The organism is Arsukibacterium sp. (genome assembly GCF_036735525.1).
Classification (GTDB): Bacteria; Pseudomonadota; Gammaproteobacteria; order Enterobacterales; family Alteromonadaceae; genus Alishewanella.
The window spans coordinates 15811-37413 of the sequence record NZ_DAINOE010000020.1; the positions used below are offsets into that span (position 1 = coordinate 15811).

21 protein-coding genes are annotated in these 21603 nt (G+C 51.3%); 1 reads left to right on the forward strand and 20 read right to left on the reverse strand.

From position 1 onward, the window contains the following. Nucleotides 1-7: 7 nt before the first annotated feature. The 3 genes from V7D78_RS05895 to V7D78_RS05905 all read right to left on the reverse strand — a co-directional run bounded on the left by V7D78_RS05895 (nucleotide 8) and on the right by V7D78_RS05905 (nucleotide 2807). The gene (locus V7D78_RS05895; RefSeq protein WP_333607508.1) at nucleotides 8-934 is read right to left on the reverse strand and encodes a homoserine O-succinyltransferase; all 927 of its coding nucleotides are present in this window, start codon (nucleotides 932-934) and stop codon (nucleotides 8-10) included. Between the two features lie 224 nt (nucleotides 935-1158). Then, complete coding sequence (locus V7D78_RS05900) at nucleotides 1159-2523, reverse strand: HipA domain-containing protein (protein WP_333607509.1); 1365 nt, start codon at nucleotides 2521-2523, stop codon at nucleotides 1159-1161. After that, nucleotides 2523-2807, reverse strand: a complete 285-nt coding sequence (locus V7D78_RS05905) for a helix-turn-helix domain-containing protein (RefSeq protein WP_333607510.1) — start codon at nucleotides 2805-2807, stop codon at nucleotides 2523-2525. The genes V7D78_RS05900 and V7D78_RS05905 overlap by 1 nt, the downstream gene beginning before the upstream one ends. A 414-nt stretch (nucleotides 2808-3221) precedes the next feature. Between V7D78_RS05905 and V7D78_RS05910 the strand changes: the two genes are divergently transcribed. Further along, the gene (locus tag V7D78_RS05910; protein ID WP_333607511.1) at nucleotides 3222-4211 is read left to right on the forward strand and encodes an FAD:protein FMN transferase; all 990 of its coding nucleotides are present in this window, start codon (nucleotides 3222-3224) and stop codon (nucleotides 4209-4211) included. A gap of 16 nt (nucleotides 4212-4227) precedes the next feature. Here the strand turns inward: V7D78_RS05910 and V7D78_RS05915 are convergent, their stop codons facing one another. The 17 genes from V7D78_RS05915 to V7D78_RS05995 are packed head-to-tail and all read right to left on the reverse strand — an operon-like array spanning nucleotide 4228 to nucleotide 21595. After that, nucleotides 4228-5778, reverse strand: a complete 1551-nt coding sequence (locus V7D78_RS05915) for a hypothetical protein (protein ID WP_333607512.1) — start codon at nucleotides 5776-5778, stop codon at nucleotides 4228-4230. Nucleotides 5779-5789: 11 nt separating this feature from the next. After that, nucleotides 5790-8219, reverse strand: a complete 2430-nt coding sequence (locus V7D78_RS05920) for a LamG domain-containing protein (protein ID WP_333607513.1) — start codon at nucleotides 8217-8219, stop codon at nucleotides 5790-5792. Between the two features lie 2 nt (nucleotides 8220-8221). After that, nucleotides 8222-9409 carry a hypothetical protein gene (locus V7D78_RS05925; protein WP_333607514.1) on the reverse strand — a complete coding sequence of 396 codons (1188 nt, stop codon included), beginning with the start codon at nucleotides 9407-9409 and terminating at the stop codon, nucleotides 8222-8224. A 17-nt stretch (nucleotides 9410-9426) separates the two neighbouring features. Beyond that, nucleotides 9427-10353: an AgmX/PglI C-terminal domain-containing protein gene (locus V7D78_RS05930; RefSeq protein ID WP_333607515.1), complete on the reverse strand. Its 927-nt coding sequence runs from the start codon at nucleotides 10351-10353 to the stop codon at nucleotides 9427-9429. A gap of 11 nt (nucleotides 10354-10364) precedes the next feature. Further along, nucleotides 10365-10901 (reverse strand): ExbD/TolR family protein, encoded by a 537-nt coding sequence (locus V7D78_RS05935; protein ID WP_333607516.1) that lies wholly within the window; start codon nucleotides 10899-10901, stop codon nucleotides 10365-10367. Next, nucleotides 10898-11419 (reverse strand): biopolymer transporter ExbD, encoded by a 522-nt coding sequence (locus V7D78_RS05940; RefSeq protein ID WP_333607517.1) that lies wholly within the window; start codon nucleotides 11417-11419, stop codon nucleotides 10898-10900. Before V7D78_RS05940 ends, V7D78_RS05935 begins: the two co-directional genes overlap by 4 nt. Then, entirely contained in the window at nucleotides 11403-12074 is a 672-nt protein-coding gene (locus tag V7D78_RS05945) for a MotA/TolQ/ExbB proton channel family protein (protein WP_333607518.1), read from the reverse strand. The genes V7D78_RS05940 and V7D78_RS05945 overlap by 17 nt, the downstream gene beginning before the upstream one ends. Nucleotides 12075-12077: 3 nt before the next feature. Further along, a complete protein-coding gene (locus V7D78_RS05950) occupies nucleotides 12078-12431 on the reverse strand; it encodes a hypothetical protein (RefSeq protein WP_333607519.1) in 354 nt (117 codons plus the stop codon). Then, nucleotides 12428-13156: a hypothetical protein gene (locus V7D78_RS05955; RefSeq protein WP_333607520.1), complete on the reverse strand. Its 729-nt coding sequence runs from the start codon at nucleotides 13154-13156 to the stop codon at nucleotides 12428-12430. Before V7D78_RS05955 ends, V7D78_RS05950 begins: the two co-directional genes overlap by 4 nt. Further along, nucleotides 13143-16082: a tetratricopeptide repeat protein gene (locus V7D78_RS05960; RefSeq protein WP_333607521.1), complete on the reverse strand. Its 2940-nt coding sequence runs from the start codon at nucleotides 16080-16082 to the stop codon at nucleotides 13143-13145. Before V7D78_RS05960 ends, V7D78_RS05955 begins: the two co-directional genes overlap by 14 nt. Continuing rightward, nucleotides 16079-17953: a hypothetical protein gene (locus V7D78_RS05965; protein WP_333607522.1), complete on the reverse strand. Its 1875-nt coding sequence runs from the start codon at nucleotides 17951-17953 to the stop codon at nucleotides 16079-16081. The genes V7D78_RS05960 and V7D78_RS05965 overlap by 4 nt, the downstream gene beginning before the upstream one ends. Continuing rightward, on the reverse strand, nucleotides 17938-18441 hold the full coding sequence (locus tag V7D78_RS05970) for an AraC family transcriptional regulator (RefSeq protein ID WP_333607523.1): 504 nt from the start codon (nucleotides 18439-18441) through the stop codon (nucleotides 17938-17940). The genes V7D78_RS05965 and V7D78_RS05970 overlap by 16 nt, the downstream gene beginning before the upstream one ends. Nucleotides 18442-18453: 12 nt before the next feature. Beyond that, nucleotides 18454-19590 carry a DUF3570 domain-containing protein gene (locus V7D78_RS05975; RefSeq protein ID WP_333607524.1) on the reverse strand — a complete coding sequence of 379 codons (1137 nt, stop codon included), beginning with the start codon at nucleotides 19588-19590 and terminating at the stop codon, nucleotides 18454-18456. Next, entirely contained in the window at nucleotides 19577-19837 is a 261-nt protein-coding gene (locus V7D78_RS05980) for a DUF4266 domain-containing protein (RefSeq protein WP_333607525.1), read from the reverse strand. Before V7D78_RS05980 ends, V7D78_RS05975 begins: the two co-directional genes overlap by 14 nt. After that, on the reverse strand, nucleotides 19803-20285 hold the full coding sequence (locus tag V7D78_RS05985; RefSeq protein WP_333607526.1) for a TlpA disulfide reductase family protein: 483 nt from the start codon (nucleotides 20283-20285) through the stop codon (nucleotides 19803-19805). The genes V7D78_RS05980 and V7D78_RS05985 overlap by 35 nt, the downstream gene beginning before the upstream one ends. Before the next feature lie 18 nt (nucleotides 20286-20303). Continuing rightward, nucleotides 20304-20933 carry an outer membrane beta-barrel domain-containing protein gene (locus tag V7D78_RS05990; protein ID WP_333607527.1) on the reverse strand — a complete coding sequence of 210 codons (630 nt, stop codon included), beginning with the start codon at nucleotides 20931-20933 and terminating at the stop codon, nucleotides 20304-20306. Continuing rightward, on the reverse strand, nucleotides 20903-21595 hold the full coding sequence (locus V7D78_RS05995) for a hypothetical protein (RefSeq protein ID WP_333607528.1): 693 nt from the start codon (nucleotides 21593-21595) through the stop codon (nucleotides 20903-20905). Before V7D78_RS05995 ends, V7D78_RS05990 begins: the two co-directional genes overlap by 31 nt. Nucleotides 21596-21603: the final 8 nt, after the last annotated feature.

The following is a 21603-nucleotide window of genomic DNA, read 5'->3' on the forward strand; positions in this document are numbered from 1 at the left end:
CAATTAGTTAAGCGCTGCGGCCAATTTGGCTCAACTCAAAGGGTGTGGCCTGATATACATAATAGTTCAGCCAGTTGCTGAATAATAAAAAGGCGTGACTTTGCCACAGTTTTTGCGGCCCCTGCAACGGATCATTATTACGGTAGTAGTTCTCAGGCAGTTTAGCGCTAACGCCAGCGGTTAAATCGCGCTGGTATTCATCATTCAGGGTAGTCAAGTCATATTCCGGATGGCCGGTAACAAAGACCCGGCTACCACTGCTATTTTGTAACAGGTATGCGCCGGTGACATCGGCTTCAGCAAGAATATGCAAATCATCATGCTGCTGATATTTTTGCTTGGGTACCTGGGCATAGCGTGAATGCGGCACTAAAAACGCATCATCAAAGCCACGTACCAAAGGACACAAGGGCTGCGTAACTTGCTGCCAGTATACGCCTGAGAGTTTCTCACCGCGAATTTCACGTTGCAAGCCATAGTATTGATAGAGCGCAGCATGCGCCGCCCAGCATAAAAATAAGGTAGAGGTCACGTTATTATCGGCCCAGCGCAAAATATCGCCAAACTGCGCCCAGTAAGTGACATCTTCGTAATCGACCAGCCCCAAAGGTGCGCCGGTGATAATCAGGCCATCATATTTTTGCTGCTGAACATCAGAAAAATACCGGTAAAAGCAGTTTAAATGGCTCGGTGGCGTATTTTTACTGACATGATCATCAATGCGCAGCAAATCAATATCCACTTGCAACGGGCTGTTCGCCAATAAGCGCAACAACTGAATTTCAGTGGCAATTTTATTGGGCATCAGATTTAAAATGGCGATTTTCAGCGGCCGGATATCCTGCGCCTGCGCCCGGCTTTCGGTCATGACAAACACATTTTCGGCCGACAAGGCTTCCACCGCCGGCAATTGATCGATCACTTTAATAGGCATAGCCACACCCGGTTAACTGACATAGCCGCTACTTTGCGCAAAACACCGCAGAAAGTCAACTTCTATACGTTTAGATGGCTAAATAAAGCGGCAATCTGTTCTCCTCCCTGGGGGTCAGGCCTTGCTTTTTGCGTTGCTCATTAGCAGAGCAATAAACATAAAGCCCCCACTGTGCCTAAGGACGCTGGATTTACCCAATTAATGCAAGATGCATGGCCAGATGACTATACCCTGATTACTGGAATAGTGATTGCCTGTTTTTTTAAGTAGATTGCTTTTTCCAGGATGTTGTTACTTAATGCCTTAAAATACGCAATATCACTTGCTGTGATGTAAGGCTGCTCTTTTAAATGATCGATAAAAATATTGCTATGGCCTTGTGCAGAGAGTTGCTGAATGACTTTATCTGCGAGACGGGTTAATAATCGTGACAATAACTTCTTATCGATATGGCAAGTTTCTGCAAAGTCGGCCAACTGATAGGCATGTATAGCTTGTGGTTCAAACTCGTCTCCAATCCCCATCGCTAACAAAGGCTTAAACTGAGGAAACATCGCGATATTTACCAAGTCATAGGCTGGTGTGAATCGGGTGCTATGCTTATCAAAATACAGTGAGACGTTTTTACCATGACTGTCGAAATTACTGATCATTAAATTAAAAAGTTGCCAGTGGATAAGCCAATGTGTGCTTTCTACCGGAGAGCTCGTACTCTGGCAAAACTGAAAGAGTTTTTGCAGGCTCACACCATCCCGAATGTGCTTAACGTCTCTGCCATCTCCAAGATTACGTTCATATTTGTGTTCTCTTGATAAGTTTAACGCCTGACAACCGTCTATCACATGTCGCCTCATGACTTTATCGGCATTTGCGACGTATTTACGGTCAAAGCGTTTGACGATAAGCGCTGGATGAGGTCCAAACCGTTTAAAATGAACCTCTGCCGTGGGCAAACCAATCGCAGAGGAAAGCATCATGCAAAAAAATTCATTTAACACGAGGTTGGGACTATGTTTCCTTTCAAATTTCAGGATATGCGTAGAACAAAGTGAGCCTTCACCAAAGCCAAGGCTACCGGCCTCATCAATAAAGACATTTAATTTATCCTGTACGCCAGCCACACTGAGCCGCGGTTTGTCATCCCAGGTGAGCAAGCCGAACTCTTCTTTTATATTTAGCCGGTCGATGAGCTCAGTTTGTTCAAGTCGTCTAAAAATCGGCCGTGTCTCATCAGTCTGACGCTGTTTAACGGGTCTAAAGGTTAGCGCCCCCGCTAAATCATGGCCAATAGCCATAACCTGAGAGTAGACATTTTTTTCAGATACCCCGAGGTTTTCAGCAAGTAACCTGCGCGCTTCGCCCTCTGGTAGGGCGTTATCAAGATAGTTGTAGGCAACTCCTGGCGAATGCTGATTATTTAGAGGCAGATGAGGCGAAATGGCGAAGCCATTTTGCTGCCACTGTGGCGTATAGCTAAGTTTCAGTAAATGCGTGGTGTTATCCAGTGCCAATGTACCGATGACATCATCGCCATAACTGACATTAAGTTGGTAGGCATCTACATTTAAAGCCTTAGTATTCACCATCATCAAATCCACTCGTCTTGATGACTTGAAGTAGTCGGGCTCATCACATTTGAAGTCAGTTTAATGCCTAAGCCATGTAAGACTGAAAATACCGCCGCAAGGGTGCAATTCGCATTCCCGTTTTCTATACGCGACAAGGTATTGATGCCAATTCCACAAAGTGCTGCACAATCGGCTAATTTAAACCCGAGCTCTGTCCGCTTTGCTCTAATGAGTTGCCCTAATATCTCTGCATTGTCGATAAAATCGGCGCAAGGCATATTTGAAACAATGACTCTTTTGGCCATGATAGGATTAGCCCTCACATTATTAGTCACTACTTTTGGTGATTATAGAGCGAAATGGACAGAGGTCAAATATAATCACCAATATCGACGATATTACAGCAAGATGGCAGGGCAGCACGAATAAATAACCCATTCCGGTGATTTATTTGCAGAGTTGTTGAAGATCTTTGGTTGAAGGCCGACCGTGAGTATGAACTAAAGCTGTTGCAGATTTGTCATTCAAGTGTCGTGACGCTACTGAGCCTCTTTGATAGTCCGTGTAATGAACAAGCAGGGCAAACTATAGTCCCCACCACTGCAACTATAGCCCCCACAAAAGGCTTAATCTCTATCCGTACTTGAGGGTAAGCCTTGCTTTTTGCAGCAATGCTCTGCAACAATCGCGTTATCACCTGCCTGGCTTAAAAGAATGCGATGTTTAGCTTATTCATTACCACGAAGATATGGCCTAAGGCGCTAATCGGCGCCAGCTGCCTGTTGCTGATACTGCCTGTGCAGGCACAATGGCACCGTCTGGCCTTTGAAACCATGGGCACTCCGGCGTATCTGGAGTTCTGGACTGAACAACCGGCCCTGGCCGAGTCATTATTAAACGCGGTACCGGCAGAGTTTGAACGCATTAACCAGCTGATGAGTACCTATATCAGCAGCAGCGAAGTGAGTCAGCTTAACCAACGGGCTGCCACTGAGCCGGTAAAGGTATCGGCTGAGCTTTACCAGTTAATGCAACAAGCCGCACAGATATCCAGGCTGAGTGCCGGCGCTTTTGATATTACCTTTGCTTCTGTCGGCTTTTACTATGATTACCGCCAGCGGCAAAAACCCAATGCGGATGAGGTGTTAAAGGCACAACCGCTGATCAATTATCAACATATTGCCTTTTTGGCTGATAACCAGATCCGCTTTAGCCAGCCTGGCGTCAGAGTAGATTTAGGCGGCATTGCCAAAGGCTACGCCGTTGAGCAGGCGGCGCAATTGCTGGTGGCCGCCGGCATTGAGCATGCCCTTGTTACAGCAGGGGGGGATACCCGCTTAGTCGGTGATAAACGCGGCCGGCCCTGGCTGGTGGCGGTAAAACACCCCCGGCAGAGCGATAAGCAAGCGGCGCAATTACCGCTGCAGAATACCGCCATTAGCACCTCAGGCGATTACGAGCGCTACTTTATTGAAGATGGCGTGCGTTATCATCATATCTTGGATCCAAAAACCGGCCACAGCGCCAGTGGCCTGCTCAGCGTGTCAGTGATTGGGCCTGATACCAGCACTACCGATGCGCTTTCAACCACCCTTTTTGTACTGGGCTTAGAAGCCGGGCTGGCGCTTATCGAGCAACTAGACGGCTACGAAGCCATTATTATCAGCGATGAACACCGGTTATATGTCTCTTCCGGGCTGGCACCTTAGCACCAGCCCCTGAGATTTAAATAATCGGCGCGAAAGCCGTTAACCGGTCAATACTGGCTGCATTGCCCAAACCATGGAACGGCGCCACCTCGGCTAAACGCCCCTGCTCGCCATGCAGTGCTAAATAATTTAGCAGCACCGTTTGCACCAGCAAGTTCACGTTATTCGCCGCCATTGATGAGCCGGTTTCCACCGAGCCATCCGGGCGCATAAAGCCCAGTTGCTGCCGTCTGGCTTGCTCCAGCGGTGAGCTGCCAAGCAGCTGCGGCCGCCCCATAGGGTTATACACCATCATAATAGAGGCCGCTGTGGCCGAGCTATCCCCGGTCCACTCCCCTTTACCGCGACCATTAACACTGTCATCAATGCGGCCATTACTTGACACCGAACCATCACTGTAAATATAAATCATCAGCGGCTGATTCATCCTGGCGGCATACTCAAGGCAGGCACCAATGCAGCGCCCCGCCCGTAAGTCACGCAGCTCACCGGTGCCACGCTCACCAGTATGGTAATCATAACCACCAATGGTTATCGTACCCGCACCGGCAAAGCCATTGACCACCAGCTTCATCACTGATGCGGTCTTGCGAAACTCAGCATCGCCATTAAATTCAGCCACACTGAAAATACCGGCAGCACCAACAATATCAGGATCTGCAGCCGGGTCCAGCGTGGCCGGATTACCAAAACGATCGGCCAGATCTGCACTTTTCACATAGCCACATCGCATCAGATCTTTAATCACCTCATCACGATTGACGCCAGTATTCACCCGGCCCATCTTCTGATGGCTGATCCGTTGAATCGACTCCATCACCGCCACCGCATCAGACTGATCTAACAAGCCAAACAGATCGCCGACATCCACTAAGCCGGTGACATCACTGGGCCGGTCAATCTTGGTGGGCCGCCACTCCGGGTTATAAAACTCGGTTGGCGCCATCGAATTGGCACCTGAATCAGAATTGCGCGAGCCAATTAATGGCATTAAAGAGCCATTTGCACCGGCTTTCGCGATGGCATACATCGGGTTGTGCGGATTATTGCCGGTATCATTTTCAGAGCGGGACGGAATAACACTGCCATTCACCTGCGCCTGGGTCGCGCCGCTGGTACGCTCTAAAATACCCCGCAGCAACTGTGAGTCGCTATGAAAGGCCAAGCCTAACTGCTGATCAACCAAACCGGCAGAGGGCAGCATATCTGCGGGTAAGCCCTGTCGGCTATAGCCCTGGGTGGAGATAAAGTCCAGTTGGCCGCCGGCTCCGCCGATCAACACATTAGAGCCCGCAAAGTTAGCACCACCGGCTAAATCAAAACAAATAAACGGAATTTTACCGGCGCCCTGCACATTAATGCCGCACTGCAGCTTTAAGGCTTCCAGATCCGGTGACAGCTGTGCATAAGCCTTGCCCGGATTGGCAAACAAGCCAAATAATGAGCCACTGGTCAGAATACCGCCGCCCAGCGCCAAACCACAGGAAATAAAATCGCGCCGGGTAACCGGCTTACTGTGACAAGCATGCAGTAACGGCTCATCTGGCTGTAAGGTTCTTTTTTTCATGTTAATACTCCTTACTGGATCAGCACTTCAGCGCTGGCCAGTACCGCGGTACAGGCGGCTTTCGCCATCGTTAAACTCCGCTCGGCATTACAGCTGCCGGCACATTGCCCCAGTCGGGTTAATAAAGCATCCAACTCAGCCGTCACCTCTGTCACAGGAGCAGAACTGGCCGGTGCCAACGGCATTAACCGCCCCAGTAATTGCTGGATAAACACAGTGCGGTTTGGCTCGGCGTACACCACTGACGGGCTGGCCGAAAAGTCGGTGGCACCAAACCAGTTTTGTCGTAACGCGCTGTCGTTTAACGCCGCATTACAATAGGCGATACCCAGTTGGGTAATGGCCATTTGCTGCGCCGAGATAAAGGTTTCGATATCACTCATGGCAGGCAGTTGCCGACGGATTTGAGTATAAGTAGCTGCCACCGCCGCTTGTTGTTGCGGCACCCCGGTCAGCTGGCTCATGCTGGCATGAATTTGCCCAAAACTACGCAAGCCAATATCGGCAAATTCCCGCTGGCTGGCTTGCGGGCTTAACAGCGGATAACTGGGGCTAAGCCGCTGATTAACAAAGCTGCCAATTTCAGCAAAGGATAAGAAAAACTCATCACTGGCTGGCCCGGTTTCGGCAGCAATAATGGTACCCAGCTCAGATAACCTTACGGCCTGCTCTAAGTCGGTGCCAGCTGCCACTGAAAATTGCTGATTAATCCAGGCCTGACCACTACTGGCTTCACGACCATTCATACCCAGTGCCATGCCTGTAATACTCAGATCGGCAGGTAAAGCGGCCCCTTGCAGATTAATCAGATAAGGCTGATTAAACAGGTAGGAATAATTGTCAAACTGCGCCACTTCAAACACCAGATAGGTTTCTGGTAAGCCAATTAACTGGCCAATAGCAAAGGGCAAATAAAATTTTTGCCCTACGCCCACGTCAAAGTTAGCCACAATCTGCTCTGCTGTCATTGCTCTGTTATGAATGGCCAACATGCGCACTGAGCCCTGCCACTGGCGGTCACCATTGGCTTCGTTACCCAGCAACAGCGCAAAACTGCTATCCCAGTTATGGATAGCGGCGGGGCTATTGTCACGGCTGCCACTGTCAGCACCATTAACATAAATACGCCGACCATTTACCGGATCCTGAGTCACCACCACATGCTGCAATGATGCCTGCAGTAACTGCAGGTTATCGGCAGTGCTCAATACCGGAATACCGGAAAAATTGCTATTAGTGCTGCGCAGCAAAAAGTCATAATTATACTGGCTTTGGCCTAAGGTAAAATTACGTGAAATATTACTGCCGGCATAGCTGACAATAGCGGCTGGTCCCATTTGGGTCACATTAGCTGGCACTACCCAGGCCTCGATACTGAATTCGCCGGTGGCACTGATCAGTTGATGTAATTTGCGGCTGCTTTGGGTACTGGCCTGAGCCCGACCCTCGCGCAGTTGTATGCCCCAGCCGGTGATCCAGTCAAAATCGCCCTGAAACTGCAAATTGGCTGCCGGCTCCACGCCTGAGGTATCAAAAGCAATATTGCCCTCGCCTTCTTTGAATTGATAAAAGGCAATCTGATTCGCTTCAAAACGTCCGCCACTGGAGGCAATCACACCATCGCCTAACCGTAACGCCTTTGAAGGCACCAGTTGCGGATCCAGCTCAGTTAAAGGCACTGCAGCAGCAAAGGCCTCTACCGCACTAAGCATTTGCGCCGCATTGTCCTGACAATCAGACCAGCAGTTGTGGAACTCGCCGCCCAATCTGGCGACCAGCCGCGATAACTCCGGCCGATCCAGATTAATCAGATTGCGACTGGCCTGATAAGCCAAATCAATATTGGCATCAGCAAAAAAAGGTGCCTGTGCAACCGGCGCATTGCCCGCATGGCAGCTGGCACAGTATTGCCGCACTATCGGATAGAGTTGCTGGCTAAATAAGTCAGCAGATTCAGGCAAGGCTTTACTGGCACCCGGATCACGCAGCACAGGCGCCACCAGTGTTACACTGGCCGCCTCCACTTCAGCCGCTTGCGCCCATTGCCGCACCCATTGGGTCAGCGTATCAGCACAGGCACTATTACTGCTTAACCAGCAATTATGGCCACCGGCCACTTTTTGCACCAGCGCAGAGCGGGCCGGATCAGCTAAATCGACTAACGGCAGTGCTGCGGCATAGGCCAGGTTAATATCATCCCTGCGCACAAAATAAGGTGAGGTGTTGCTTTGCTGATGGCAACTGCCACAGCGATTATCGGCCACCAGATTATCCCAGACACTGAGTTTAAACTGCTGTACGTCCGCCGTCAGTGGCACAGGCCCAAAGTAATTATTCGAATTGTTTTGCACTGGCGGCGGTGGGTTTTGTTCTACCTCGGCGCCACCACAACCCAGCAATAGCAGACTGACTGCCAATACGACAATATGACTAATACGCATCGTCAGTCTCCCATACAATAAGTGGCGGTATCGGCAAACAACGCCTTCATCCGATAACCAGAATGCTGAAATCGCTCGGTCAGCTGCTGAATATGACTGACATCGGCCAAGCTTTGTGGCTCACGCAGGCACTGACTTTGAAACACTTTTTTTACCTGACACTGGGCAAAGGCATGCGAATTCGCCAGCTCTTCGCCAAGGCTACGGGCACCATAGCCCTCTCCCGGCAAGCTGTTATCCCAGCCTAAAGATTGGTTCACCCCCTGGCGCCAGTAGTTTTGCCAATGATCATTCTCAGTGCGGTAGCCATAAGGGAAATTACCGGCATTAACAAGGTTTTTAGGTTGCACCCGGCTACCGGTAGTGTCGTTTACCGTGCCGCTGGCCTGATAAAAAATCCGGCCATTAGTGCCGTCTTCATCAGTAAACTGATATTCATAGTAGGCAAAAGCCTGTGCCAGCGGATCCATACCGGCATGGCAGCCCTGACAACGGTTATGGAAAATCCGGCTATCGCCACCCGGGCTGCGGCTGACATCCTGACGGATGCGATCCACCGGCGTGGTATTGTCTTTTAATGGCTCCAGATCCGTGCACAGTTGGCTCATCAGCGTAAATCGCAACATGGCCCTGTTAGTGCCGAGGTAAAAAAATGCTTTGGCTGCCGCCCGGCTGGTCATCACCCCGGCGCTGGCATCAGCGGGTATCCCGGACAACTCTGCTTGCGAGCGTGGCTGCAAGTATTGTCTTAAATCGACCGCTTGCTGCTCCAACGCCTGATAATGCAGGTTGTTGTTGGTCGCATAAGGCGGCAAGCCCAAACTGTCAGCGCCAACATAGAGCACATCGGTTTGCAGTAACTGCCTGAAATCGACATCATCGCGAATGAGCCCTATCACCGTTGCCGTATAATCGTTCAGCGGCTCAAACACATCTAAATCGCGGTTAGTCCAGGCACTGGCAAATATTTTAAGGGTGGTGCGGTAAAAATCCGGATGGTCCATAGCCAACTGGGCAGCAGCAGTGGCATTGCCTGCCGCAATCAAATCGGCCATCTGCTGTAAGGTATCGGCGTCGGCCGGCACCCCGGCTAACCGGTCATGCAGGCGTTTAGCTTGCTCCAGCTCTGCGGCTTGCAGCGAACCAAAGAGTAACAACACCACTAACAGGCCCTTGCTTATTAGGTTCATACATACTCCTGTGCCGGCTAACCCGGCAAAAATTCTATGGTCCAGCGCGAGCGGGTTAAGGCTACGTCAGCGGCACCAAAATCGACCGATTGTAAGCGCAGCTGTAACTGCCGCTCCAAACGTTCATCCTGCAAGTCACTTTGCACTATGGTGACCTCAGCCAGACTACCGTCAGGCCTTATCACCAATTCAAACACTACCTTGCCCCGTAATAACGGGTTACTGCGCAGCGCCCTGTTGTACAGGCTGTACAGGCTGCTTTTATTACTCTCTAACACCTGACGGATCGCCGCCTCAGAGCGCCCACCCGTGCGCTGCTCATCGTTACTGCTGGTGCTGCGGGAGTTTGCTGTGCCTGCCGCAGCCAAATCAGCCATCTCGGCTTGCCCCAGCTGCGTTTGGCCATCACTGGCTAGTTCAGCCCGTTGCACTGATCCCAAGGCATCACTGGTTTGCGCTGCTACCCGGGTCGCCAACGTCGGATTAGTCAGCAATTGCGATTCGGCAGAACTCGCCTGGCGCTCAGTGCGCCGCTGCAGTTGAGGTTGCGCACTGGTCGGCTGGGTCAGCTGACGCAACGCCGTCAATTCATCCTGCAACGCCAGTAAACCTGCCTGTTGCGCCTGAGCCCGCGCTTGCTCTACCGTAACACTGGGTGCTACCGCTACCTCAGGCTCCACGGCCACAGGCTCTGGTACCACTTCTGGTACTGGCGCCTCTGGCTGCGGTTCCGGCTCGGGCGGTGTAATCTCTCTGGGTTCGATCGCGACCTGCGCTAATTGCGGTAAAATGCGCTCGACCGGAGGCCGGCTTAATTGCGGTACATGCAACAAGGGAATGCTGACCGACAATAAAAGCAATATCAGCAAACCCGGTAATAATAAGCGGTAAAATAGCCGATCTTCATCTTGCAAGTCGTGCCGGTCTTGCTTTGCTAAAGGCATGCTTAGCGCCGTCATCCAGCACCTCCACTGCCGCTATCCATGGCCGAGCTATAGTGCTCAACTGCCAGTGACAAGTCCCGATAACCATTAGCAGCACTGACGCTGATCAAACGCCGCAACAAGGCATAAGGGACAGCGGCATCACCCAAAATAGTTAGTGAACGCCCTGTCAGTTGCTGCTTCTCAGTCAAGGGGCCAGCCTGGCTGGCCAAATAGGCCAGTTCAGTGTTAAGGGCCGCAGCTAAACTGTCCTGCCATACTTCAGGTGACTGCTGCCAGTCACCCTGCCAGACCTGTTTACCCTGTAACACTATGCCATCGGCGGTAATGGTCATCATGACCTGCTCTGTAGGCAATTGCTCTGCAATAGATTTTGGCAAACTCAGGTTTTTATTGCTTTGCAATATCTGCACATCGGACTGATTTACCATCAGGAAAAACACCAGAATGGTAAAAATATCCATCAACGCCACCAGGTTTAGCTTGCTGCCCTGGCCCAGGCGCTGATTTTGCTTTAATAACCGTTTAGCCCGAATGGATTGCTTCATGGCACCTCCGCAGCATCAGGCGGTAATTGCCCAAGCGATATCAACGGAAACAACTCAGCATCCACCAAAGATGCTGCTACCACCGCTTTAAAAGAGCGTACTGTATCCATCGCCGTAATCAGCGTCTGATAATCTACTTGCTCAGCGGCCAGAATACTGATGTCACGCTTATCCATATCGCGCTGTTGCCAGGTGAGCTTTAAATCCTTTAAAAACGCTGCCAGGCTGACAAAATCAGGCTGGCCATCAGCGAGATGCGCAAACTGCCGCAATGGCTCGCCGGCCGGATAATTCAACTGCATACGATCAGCGTGCATTTCCAACTCAAGTCGCTGCACTTCTTCATGCTGTTGTAGTATCTGCTCGGCAAGATCAGGCGGTAGCTGGATCTGTAACACCCGAATTTGCGCAAACACCAGGCTTAACAGCAATACCGGCACCAGCACGATCATCAGGTTCATAAAAGACGTGATATCCAGCTCGGCCTCGGCCTGCATCCGGCTACGCTTGCTGTTCATCCCGGGTACCTGCTGCCTGACGGCTATTATGGTGACCAATGGCATTCATCAGCTTAATGCCGGCCATTTCCATGGTATCAACAATACTGGCGGTTTTGCTTTGCAGCAGCGCGTGCACAAACACCAACGGAATGGCCGTTATTAAACCAAAGGCGGTGGTATTCATCGCCACCGAAATACTCGATGATAATAAACTGGCTTTCTCAGCCGGATCGGCATTAGCCACCGCCGAAAATGCGGCGATAAGGCCAATAATGGTACCTAATAGACCCAGCAAGGTGGCGACATTGGCTAGCGTTGCTAAAAAAGGTGTGCGCTTTTGCAAACGCAGGCTGTACTCCAGCACCACCTCTTCCATCGCATATTCCATGTCTTCACGCCGCTTCGACGACCCCATACGGGTAATGCCATTGGCCAGCATCGTCATTATCGGCGCCTGATTTTGCGCGGCTAACTGCATAATGCCCTGAGTATCAGCCTGACTAATAGCCTGACGTACCTGACGATAAGCCCTTTGGTTAGAGGCATAGACGCTGCGCAAGCTCCACCAGCGCTCTATGGTGATAACGATGCCCAGCACCAGAATAAAGGCGATGGGGTAAATAAAATAACCGCCCTGCTGTAAAAAACGGATGATGCTGTTAAAAAACTCCATCGACTAATCCTCTTGCTCAGTATTGTTGGTATTAGGAACACTCAGCGGCAATGACGCTGGGCTGCTAGTGCTGATAAAACGTAAAAAATGCTGTCTATCCAGTGGCTGCCAATCGACTGCGCTACTGGGTAAGTCTGCACCAGGCAGACGAATTAATGCCACTGGCTCCTGCCAGGGTAATACATACAAGGTACGGGCCTGTTCCACCGTCCCGGTGATAGTACTGCTAATCTCTACCTGGCTACTGAGCGCTTGCGCGTTAGACTGACTGTTAACAGCAAAGGCCGTAACAGCTAACAAGGTAACACTCAGCCATGCGGTGACTGGCAATAAGTGCTCGACCGATGCGTTTTTCATGGTGTTGTTGCCTCCAGTTGTTGCTGCAAAATACGGATCCAGCCCTCAGCCCGTGGATCAGCAGTAAGCTGCTGGTAGCGCTGATAATGGTTCAATGCCAAAGTGGGTTGCCATAAATAGAGTTCATACAACAGCGCCAGGTTAAGTTGGGCCTCAGCAAAATCCTCCTGTTGCTGCAGCGCTTGTTGGTACCAGCGTTCTGCCGCAGCAAAGTCACCACGCTGCCGCGCCTGGATACCCAACAAGTTTAATGCAGCCGGATAATGCTGCTGTGCTAAGTCCTGCAGTAATGGCTCGGCTTGGTCGTGCTGCGCAGTGTGCTGCAAAATCAGTACCTGATTGTAGCGCACCGCCGCAATTGCCGGCAGTCCTTGTAATAGTGCCAAGGCCTGGCCACCCTGACCTTGCTGCCAGAGCTCACGGGCTTGCTTAAATTGTTGTAACTGTTGCTCTGTCAGGCTGGCTTCATCACGCAGCTGCGCAGCAGTTTTCACCAAGGGCGCAGCGGTTTTCATCGAAGGTGCAGCGGTTGTGACCGAGGGCACAGCGCTATCGACAGCGGATTCAGCCAGCTGCTGTTGCGCTATCGCCGGTTCATCTTTGTCTAACGGCGCACCCTGGACAATGGCCTCTTTGCCTGACTCAGGCGCAGGTGGCGCCACGCAAGCCGCTAAGCTTAACAGGCAGGCAAAGACCAGCAGGCGACTTACTTTACTCACTGACATCAGCCCACTCCAGATAGCGTTCTTGCTTTAAAAAACGAGCAGGATATAACTCGGCCAGACGGGTTAAACTCAGTTGCACCCAGCTGTCATATACCGCGTGAGCACTCAGCGCCGCCGTGCTCTGGTAAAGCTCAATGGCCAGCTCTTCAAACGGATAGGCTTGCTCTTCCAGTAACATGTCATATTGCTCTAACGCCAGCGCAGATAAGCCCCCTGGCCGGTCCGACTGCAGTAAGGCGCTGGCCATTTGCTGATACAGCTGCGCCAACTCAAAACTGGCCCGGCTGTAAAACTCCGCCTGATTAAACGCCATGCTTTGCTCAAAATGCCGCACTGCCGCCGTCATATGTCGCTGCTTGCGCTGTAAACTGCTGGCCAGCGGCTGACGCAGTGGCACAGCTCTGAATAAGCCAGCCTCATGCAAACCCAGCTGAAGCAAGGCGTCAGCTGCCAAAGCCTGCCCTTCAGTACTGTTTTGTTCAACACTGTTTTGCGGCTGTTGCTGCTCTGCCGTCGCCAAGCGTTGCAACCAGAATAACTGGCGCGAACTATCTTGCTGCGAATGATATATCTCAGCCAGCCGCCAGCGACTTTGCTGGGCTACAGCATGCGGTTGTGGATAACGATGCGCATACTGGCGCAACAGCAAGCGCTCTTGCTCCATATCGCCAGCCTGTTGCCAGAATGCGATGGCTTGCCACCAGTCAAGGCGTTGCTGCTCCCCCTCTGGCAGTGCCGCTGCACGGGCCATGAGTAAGGTGGCGGCTGCAGGCCATTGCTGCTGCTGTTGGTATAATTGCAATAACACATCATTTAATTGATAACGCTCAGCGGCCGCAGGATAGGCGGCTTTGTAATCCAGCAATAACGCCGTGGCAGCTGGCCATTTCTCAAGTTGTAAATGCAGCTGTAATTGCTGATAACGCGCCGCTTCAACTAATTCCGGTGCTAAGGGCACACGCAACGCAGATTTCGGCAGTTGCAGTAACCGCTCAAGTTGCGCCAGCTGCGCCACTTCGTCAGTTTCGGCCTGTGCCTGTTGGTAAATACTGCTGGCCAATTGCTGCTGCAATAAACGCAAGCGTTCTGCCGGCTGCTGCTCGCTCAGTAACTGACGCAAACTCTGCTCCGCTGCCGGGTAATCAGGCAACGCCAACTGCGCCTGACTGCGAATAAAACGAACCTCGGGCAGCAAGCCTGCTGATGCTGCCGGCTCTGGCCAATCAATTAATACTTGTGCCAGCACAATGCTGTGCTGGTAGTCTTGCTCATTGTACCGTTGTTGCAGTTGCTGTAATGCCACCTGCACCGCCGCCGGATGCTGACTATGACCAACAATAAAGTCCTGCTGGTGCTGCCACAACTGGGCTGCAGTGAAGATACCCTCTGCATGCAGTTGCCCGGCCAGCAGTAGCGCCCGGTATGCCGCCTGGCTGGCATTAAATAAGCTGGCTTGCAGCGGCTGCGTTGGATAAGCCAGCTGTTGATAACGCTCAAAAGCCGCTAGGGTTAACTGCAATTGCTGTTCTGTTTCCGCCAGCAAAAACCATAAATCATCGCGACTGAGCTGATTCTCTGCCAAAGTTAACTCAGGCGTGGCCGCCTGCACTTGCAGCAGTGCCAACAGATACTGCTGTAACTGTTGCTGCATGTTGTTATCTGCCGCAGCTTGAGCCGTTGTTACCAACTGATATTGCTGGCGTACCAGATAATCCAGATATTGGCGCAAATAAGGCGCCACCTGCAGCAACTCCTGCAGATTGGCACTATGCCAAAATGCCGTATCAGGCCCAAACAGGCTGACATATTGCTGCTGCGCCTGCAACGCTGCGTCGGCATCACCGGCTGACAGGTAGTACTGAATAATTTTTAACTGAAACTCCGAGGCCAGCAAACTGTCGGCATGAGCGCTGATGAAGCCGGCATAACTGCGCAGCGCGGCCTGATCTAACTGCCGGTCAAATAAGAAATCTGCTAACGCTTGATACAAAGCCGCTTGCTGCGACAAAGGTCGTTGACTGGCATCGCCATCCATATAGGGCGTCATTGTGAGCAGTTGTGTCAGACTCTCAGCCTGTTGCTGCATACTCAGTGACACACTGAGGATCCGCAACAGCTCCTGCTGTAAACTATCCGTCTGCTCTGGCTGCGCCTCATACTGTTGTGAGTGTCGCTCTTGTAAAAGATACCTTTGTGACAAGTATTGCTGGTCAAGCGCCAATAAAAACTGTTGATCAGCGCTCTGGTATTGGCCCAGCTGAAACTGGCTCCAGCCCGCCATATAATGAGCATGCTGCTTAAGCGGCCCCTCACCTTTAGCCATTACTTGCTCAAAAGCATCCAGCGCGGCGTCATAATCACCTGCGGCATAATAAATATCGGCCACTCTGAACCAGCTCTCGGCGGCAAAATCGCTATAGGGATATGCCGCCAGTAGCTGTAATAATTGCTGCTGACTGGCCTGACTTTGTCCCAGTAAATCGTAACTGCGTGCCAATTGATAATGAATAAGTTCGTTGTTTGGATCTTCCGGGTAGCTTTGTAACAAGTGCTGATAGTCAGTGATTAACTGCAGAAGGGCTGCACGCTCTTGCTCCAGCGGCAGCTCCTGCCGCTCCAGCTGACTAGTGCGCAATTGTGATAGCCGGTATAACACTTTTTGCCGAACCGCAGGCGCCGGTGCAAGGCTTAGCAACTGCTGATAAACTTGCTCCAGTTGCTGCTCGGTTACCCCCGATTCAGCCTTTGCGGTCAATGCTGCTTCATTAAAAGCGGGCAATTCAGATAACACCGGGCGCAGTACTTGTGGTTCAGGCGCACTGCTGCAGCCTTGCAGCAGTGCCACCATCACAGCACCACAAAGCAGGCTTTGCTGCAACGCTCTACCACGAACAGCGCTGACGCGGGACGATGTAAGCTTGCTCATGGCGCGCCCTCCCCGTCCAGCAACACTTGCTCTAATAACCGGGCAATAGCCGCAGTATTTTGCTGTTGCCATAACTTGAGTAACGCCATTTGCTGTTGTTGCAACGTCTGCAAACGGTTTGCCAGCTGCTGCATCAACTGCTGCTCAGTGGCGCTTAACAGCTGTAACTGTCGCCCTTGTTGCTCACTCAGTTGCTCAAGCGCTTGTTGTTGTCGCTGTAAAGCGGCTGTTTGTCCGGACAAACTGCTCAGTTGCGCCAGCTTGGCTTTACCCTCAGCTAATGTAGCTGCCAGTTGCTGTTCCGCTTTTTGCCATTGCCAGCGTCGCTCAGCTCTGTCTTGCTCAAACTGCCAACTGAGTATCCCTTCCAGCAAACGTAAACGCTGCTGATATTGCTCAACCTGTGGGTGCTCACCCTGCTGCAACACCGGCAAACGTGCCTGTGCCCGCTGCAGGCGGGCTAAGCGTGACGCGCGCTCACCTTGCCAGAAGACTTGCTGCATACCCTCGTTGTCTGCTTGGCGCATCAGCGCTTGCAGTTGCTGATGTTGCTCTTGCATAGCAGTCATCTTTTGTTGCAAAGCAGGCAACTCACTGGCCAACAATTGCTGTTGTTGTGCAAGTTTATGGCTTAGCACCTGTTGCAAATAGTCAACCCTTTGCTGTCGTAGCTGCTGAGATTGTTGCAACGCCTGATGTTGTACCAGTTGTTGCTGCAGCAGTGCCAGTTCGGGTAACTGTAATTGTTGCGCCAGCCAGCTATTGGCAGGGTGCGTCTGCAAAATCATGGCGGGGGTCAGGCTCAATTCAGTAGTTAAAAATTGCGCTCTTTGCTGATAAAACTGCTCAGCAGAGCGATGTGCAGCCAATGCCAGACGATATTGCTGGCTTAATACAAATTGCTCACCCAACTGATAAGCCGCTTGCCAGCTGCCGCTGTGCCAAGGGTATTGCTGAATTTGTGCCTGCAGCACCGCCTGTAACGCTGGTAATTGGCGATTGTGTTGTAACACTTGGGCATACAGCTGCATAGCAGGCTGGGCTAACACGCTACTACTGGCAAATTGACTGAGTACCCTTTGTGCATCGGCATAGCGTTGCTGAGCAATATACAGTTGTGCCTGCAGTAACTGTTGGTAATCCTGCAATGCCAGCCGCTCGGCCGGATCGCTCACCTGAGCCTCGGCCTGACCAGCAAATAATTGCCGCCAAAATCCGCGCTGCCCAGGCACCACTAAAGTTGAATTCAGCTGCTGTAACTGTTGTTGCGCCAACCCATACTGGCCAAGCTGCAGCGACATTAAGGCCTGATTACTCAGCAAATAAGGTGTTTCATCCAGCTGCTCTACCGCATTCAACTCAGCGCGCGTCAAGGCACCATCAGGCCATAACAGCAACTGGCGTAACAAATAATATTGACCGGCAAAATCGGCATAAGGTGGCTGTAACTGGCTTAAATAGTCGGCGGCAGCTTGCCGTTGACCCTGGTCCAACTGATAACGGGCAAATTGCAGCAAAATAATATTTCGTAGCTGCTGGGACAGCGCATCCGCTGGCTGATCTTGCTGCAGTAACTGTTGCAACCTGGCCATAGCCGCCTGAGGCATGTGCAGCTGCAACAACAACGCTGCTTGCAGCAAATCTGCTTCGACCTTTGACGCCTGTGCCAACTGAAGCGTTAGTAAGGCATTGGCAGGGTCATCCAAAAACACATGCCAGGCCGCCTCACGGTAATGCTTTTCTGCCTGCAATGCCTGAGGCAAAGCGGAACGGGTGTCAGCACTGGCCAGCAGTGGCCTTGCCGCCAACAGCAACAGCATCAATGGCAGCATCAGGCGCATAATGGGCGGCGTGCTTAGTTGACTGGCCATAACTCTGCTACAAACTCAGGTTCAAACCGACCGCTGCTATCACGAATTTTCAACTCCAACTGCACCCGTTGCTGGCCTTTGTTAAAAGGTACGGTCAAGGCGCGCCGATATGGCTGTTGTTCAGGACCTATACCAACGAATACTGCAGTCAAACGATGTTCTCCCGCACGGATATTGTCTTTATGCAGCGGTTGTATGGCTCCACGTTCCAGCGCACTGCGCTGTGCCTCTGTATATAAATGGCTACTGATTGGCTTATCATTTAACAGCAGTTGCACGCTATCCAGTTGAAAAAACTGACCGCTATCTACCGACAAATAGACCGCTAACTGAGTTTGCGCCGGAAACAGTAACTCTTCTTCCAGGATAAACAATTCGCGATTTAGCTGCGTAGCCTGCTGACGCATTTGCTCCAACTGTTGTTGTAACGAGGGTTCAGCCCAGGCTGCGGTGCTCAATACAAACCACAATAATAAAAGTTTTTTCATTGGCTTAACCTGTTAAAAATAAAGACTCATAAAGGCCCTGATGACATTGGCTTGCATCTGATACAGGGGTTCTTCACCCGCCTCAAAACCGCTTAATGTCACATTCCGAAAATTCTGATAATCATAACGAACATGGTTCAACTGCAGGTTCAATTGTGGCTTGGCTGCGCCCAGCCACGCCAATGCAGGCAATTGATAACTGACACCCACCCCTAGTGTCAGGTTGGAAAACTCGCTCAACTCTTTGTTTCGCGCCATAAAGTTTTGCTGGTTGGCAAAACCGAATAAATCCTGATAAAACTCGGCCTGCCCCTGCTGATACCAGCGAACATGAGCATCAAATAACCAACGCTCAGCAAAGGGGTGAATGTATTCCAATTCAGTATCAAAGGCCTTGATATCCCAGCTGTCCTGATAATGCCGCAGTTGCCAGGACAATGCCGCCCGGTAAGGCAAAAACCACTTGTTAACAAGAGCGACGGCTAAACTGTTGCGGGTACGGGGGTACACTTCTGACTGATAGCTATACCCCAGTTCTGACAGCGGATCCCGGTAACGAATTTGCCGGTACGGATTATTTAAAAACCCCTGCTCCAGACTCACTTCGGTATTTAGCGCCGCCATCCAGGAGGTGGTCAGCACCTGTGTCAGGCCAATACTGTATTTGTTGCGTCTGATATCATCGCTAAAACTGTCATCACCAGTGCGGCTTACCTTATCCCGGCCAATCGCCGTACCCAGCGATAGCGTGGTCATACCGCCAAAGGTATCGTGCGAAAAATCCAGTGCCAGTGATTTTCCGTTGTAATCGCTTTCATCGCTTTGTACATAATTAACAGAAACAATACTGTCTCCGGCCAGATAATCTATGCCCACCCGGGTTTCTACCCGGGTCTCAGTGTAAGCAGATGCTGTCGCCAGCACATCAATAGAGGCGCCCGATACGGTATCAACTAAATAAAACCCAGACACCGACACCTGCTGGCCAATATTACTGCGCAACATTAAGGCCGGGCCGTCAATGGATACACCACCCCCCTGATAAGAGTGATACATTAGATCTGCCCGGTTATCAGGTAACACGGCACTTTGTACACTGAGGCTCAACACACAGAAGCACAGTGTTAGAATGACTCTAATTACAGCCACAACCACCGCCTCCGCTGCCATCGGCACCTTTAGCCGCTTCCCGGGTATCACGAACCTTTGAGCTATGTGCCAGTGCTATCGGATGCCGGCCGAAAGCCATGATGGGATCAGCCAGATTTTCACGCTCATAAGGCTTAACCCAAGGCTCTACCGTGGCGCAGGCAGAAAGCAACAAAGCTGGCACCAGCAACAACAGGCGATGGCAGCGACCTTTACTCACGTAATAAGCGTTTGATATCTTCTTCATATTTATGCTCATAGCCTGGTTTATATCCGCGATGCAGTGCCCGAATCTGGCCGTCTTTATCAATAATGACAGTGGTCGGCATGGCCTGTACCTGATAGGCCTTTGACACCTCATTCTGATCATCAAACAAAATAGGGAAATCGACCTTGGTTCGTTGTAAATAAGCCTGAGCAGCTGTGTTGTCAGACTCCACATTCACGCCCCATACCTGTACACCTAAGGGGGCATATTTAGCGGCTAAGGCATCCAATGCCGGCATTTCCTGTAGACAAGGTCCACACCAGCTGGCCCAAAAATTCAACACTATAATGTCGCCACGTTGCTCAGCCAGTCGTAAATTAGAGCCCTCTAACGATTTCAGCGTAAAATCCGGCGCCACAGCGGCTTGGGTTACCCAGGTTGCCGACAACAGCCAGCCAGTCAGTACTGCAGTTAATAACCACTTCATTGCTGTTACTCCTTAAAACTAAAAATACACGGCCAAACCCAAAGCCAGGCTCAGGTTATGAGTGCGTTTGCGCTCGGCCAGTATGGTGGTATCAAACATATAATCTGTAAACACCATATCCAGAGCCAACCAATCCGTCACATAGATGCGCCACTGTGAACCCAGTTTAAGGGCGAACACATCATCACCGGCAAAACTGACAGTCCCGCCACCAGCAAACACCGACAAACTGCTATAAAAGGCCGTATTGCCAAAGGCAAAACCCCGGCCCGGCAATAGCACATAGCCCAGTTCAGCACCATAAAAACGCCATTCCCGCTGCTCATCTGTTAACAAAGGCGCTGAGCCACTGAGCCGCTCAAAAGAGGTAAGTCCGGCTTCCGCCTGTGCTGCACTGGCAGCCAGATAAAAATCTTCCGTCAGGTGATAGGCTAATTGCAGCCCCACTAAACCACTGCTGCCAAAATCTTCAATCGACAGCACACCGCCCTTTAAAGCTATGCTCCAATTTTCAGTATCCAGTTTGGCGGGCTCAAGCCGGGATTGCTTAATTTGCGGCTCAAGCTGCTCCGTTACTGATTGGGCAGCGAGGGCGCCGCTACACAGCGCCAACAGTATTAAAAATGTACTTTGAACACGAGTAGCCATGTAGTGGTCTCTTCATTTTGTGATAACTTGGTGGTCAGTACGCCGCGCCGGCCACTTAATTGCAAACTGTATTGCGGGTTCAACTGATAACGCAGCCCTAACTCCACTGACGCCATCGCCGTTTCTCTATCAGGTGTTTTTACCAACACGGTGCGTGGTGACGTAATCAGCACACCACCGCCCAGCGCCAGATAAGGCGAAAGCATCCATTCTGGCCAGGGCTGTAGCGACAATTGCAACAGAGCCAATTGATAACTGGCATTAACGCCGCTAGCCTGCCCGCCCAGTAGCTCAGCCTGAATATAAGGTGTAAAGGCATAACCCACGCCCAACTGGTAGTAACTGGTTCCAGCAAAGTCGCCAAAGCCAGCACTCAGCAGGTAACTGCGCGCCGGGCTGTCTGCCTTATCTATAAAAGGTTGCTGGCTATCTGCATACAGCAAATAAGCTAAATCGGCCTGATGTAACCAATAATGCTGTTGCCGGTATGCTACTTTTACCCATTGGGTGCGCTGCTTCAGCAGCTGCAGGGTTTCACCTTTTAACGCTATCTGCTCAATCGGGTAACCGCGCCCCGGGCCGGCATGCAACTGCACAAAATCACGATCTACGGTCAGTTCAATAGCCAGTAGTGCACCAGACCAAGCCACCAACACACTCAACAATATTG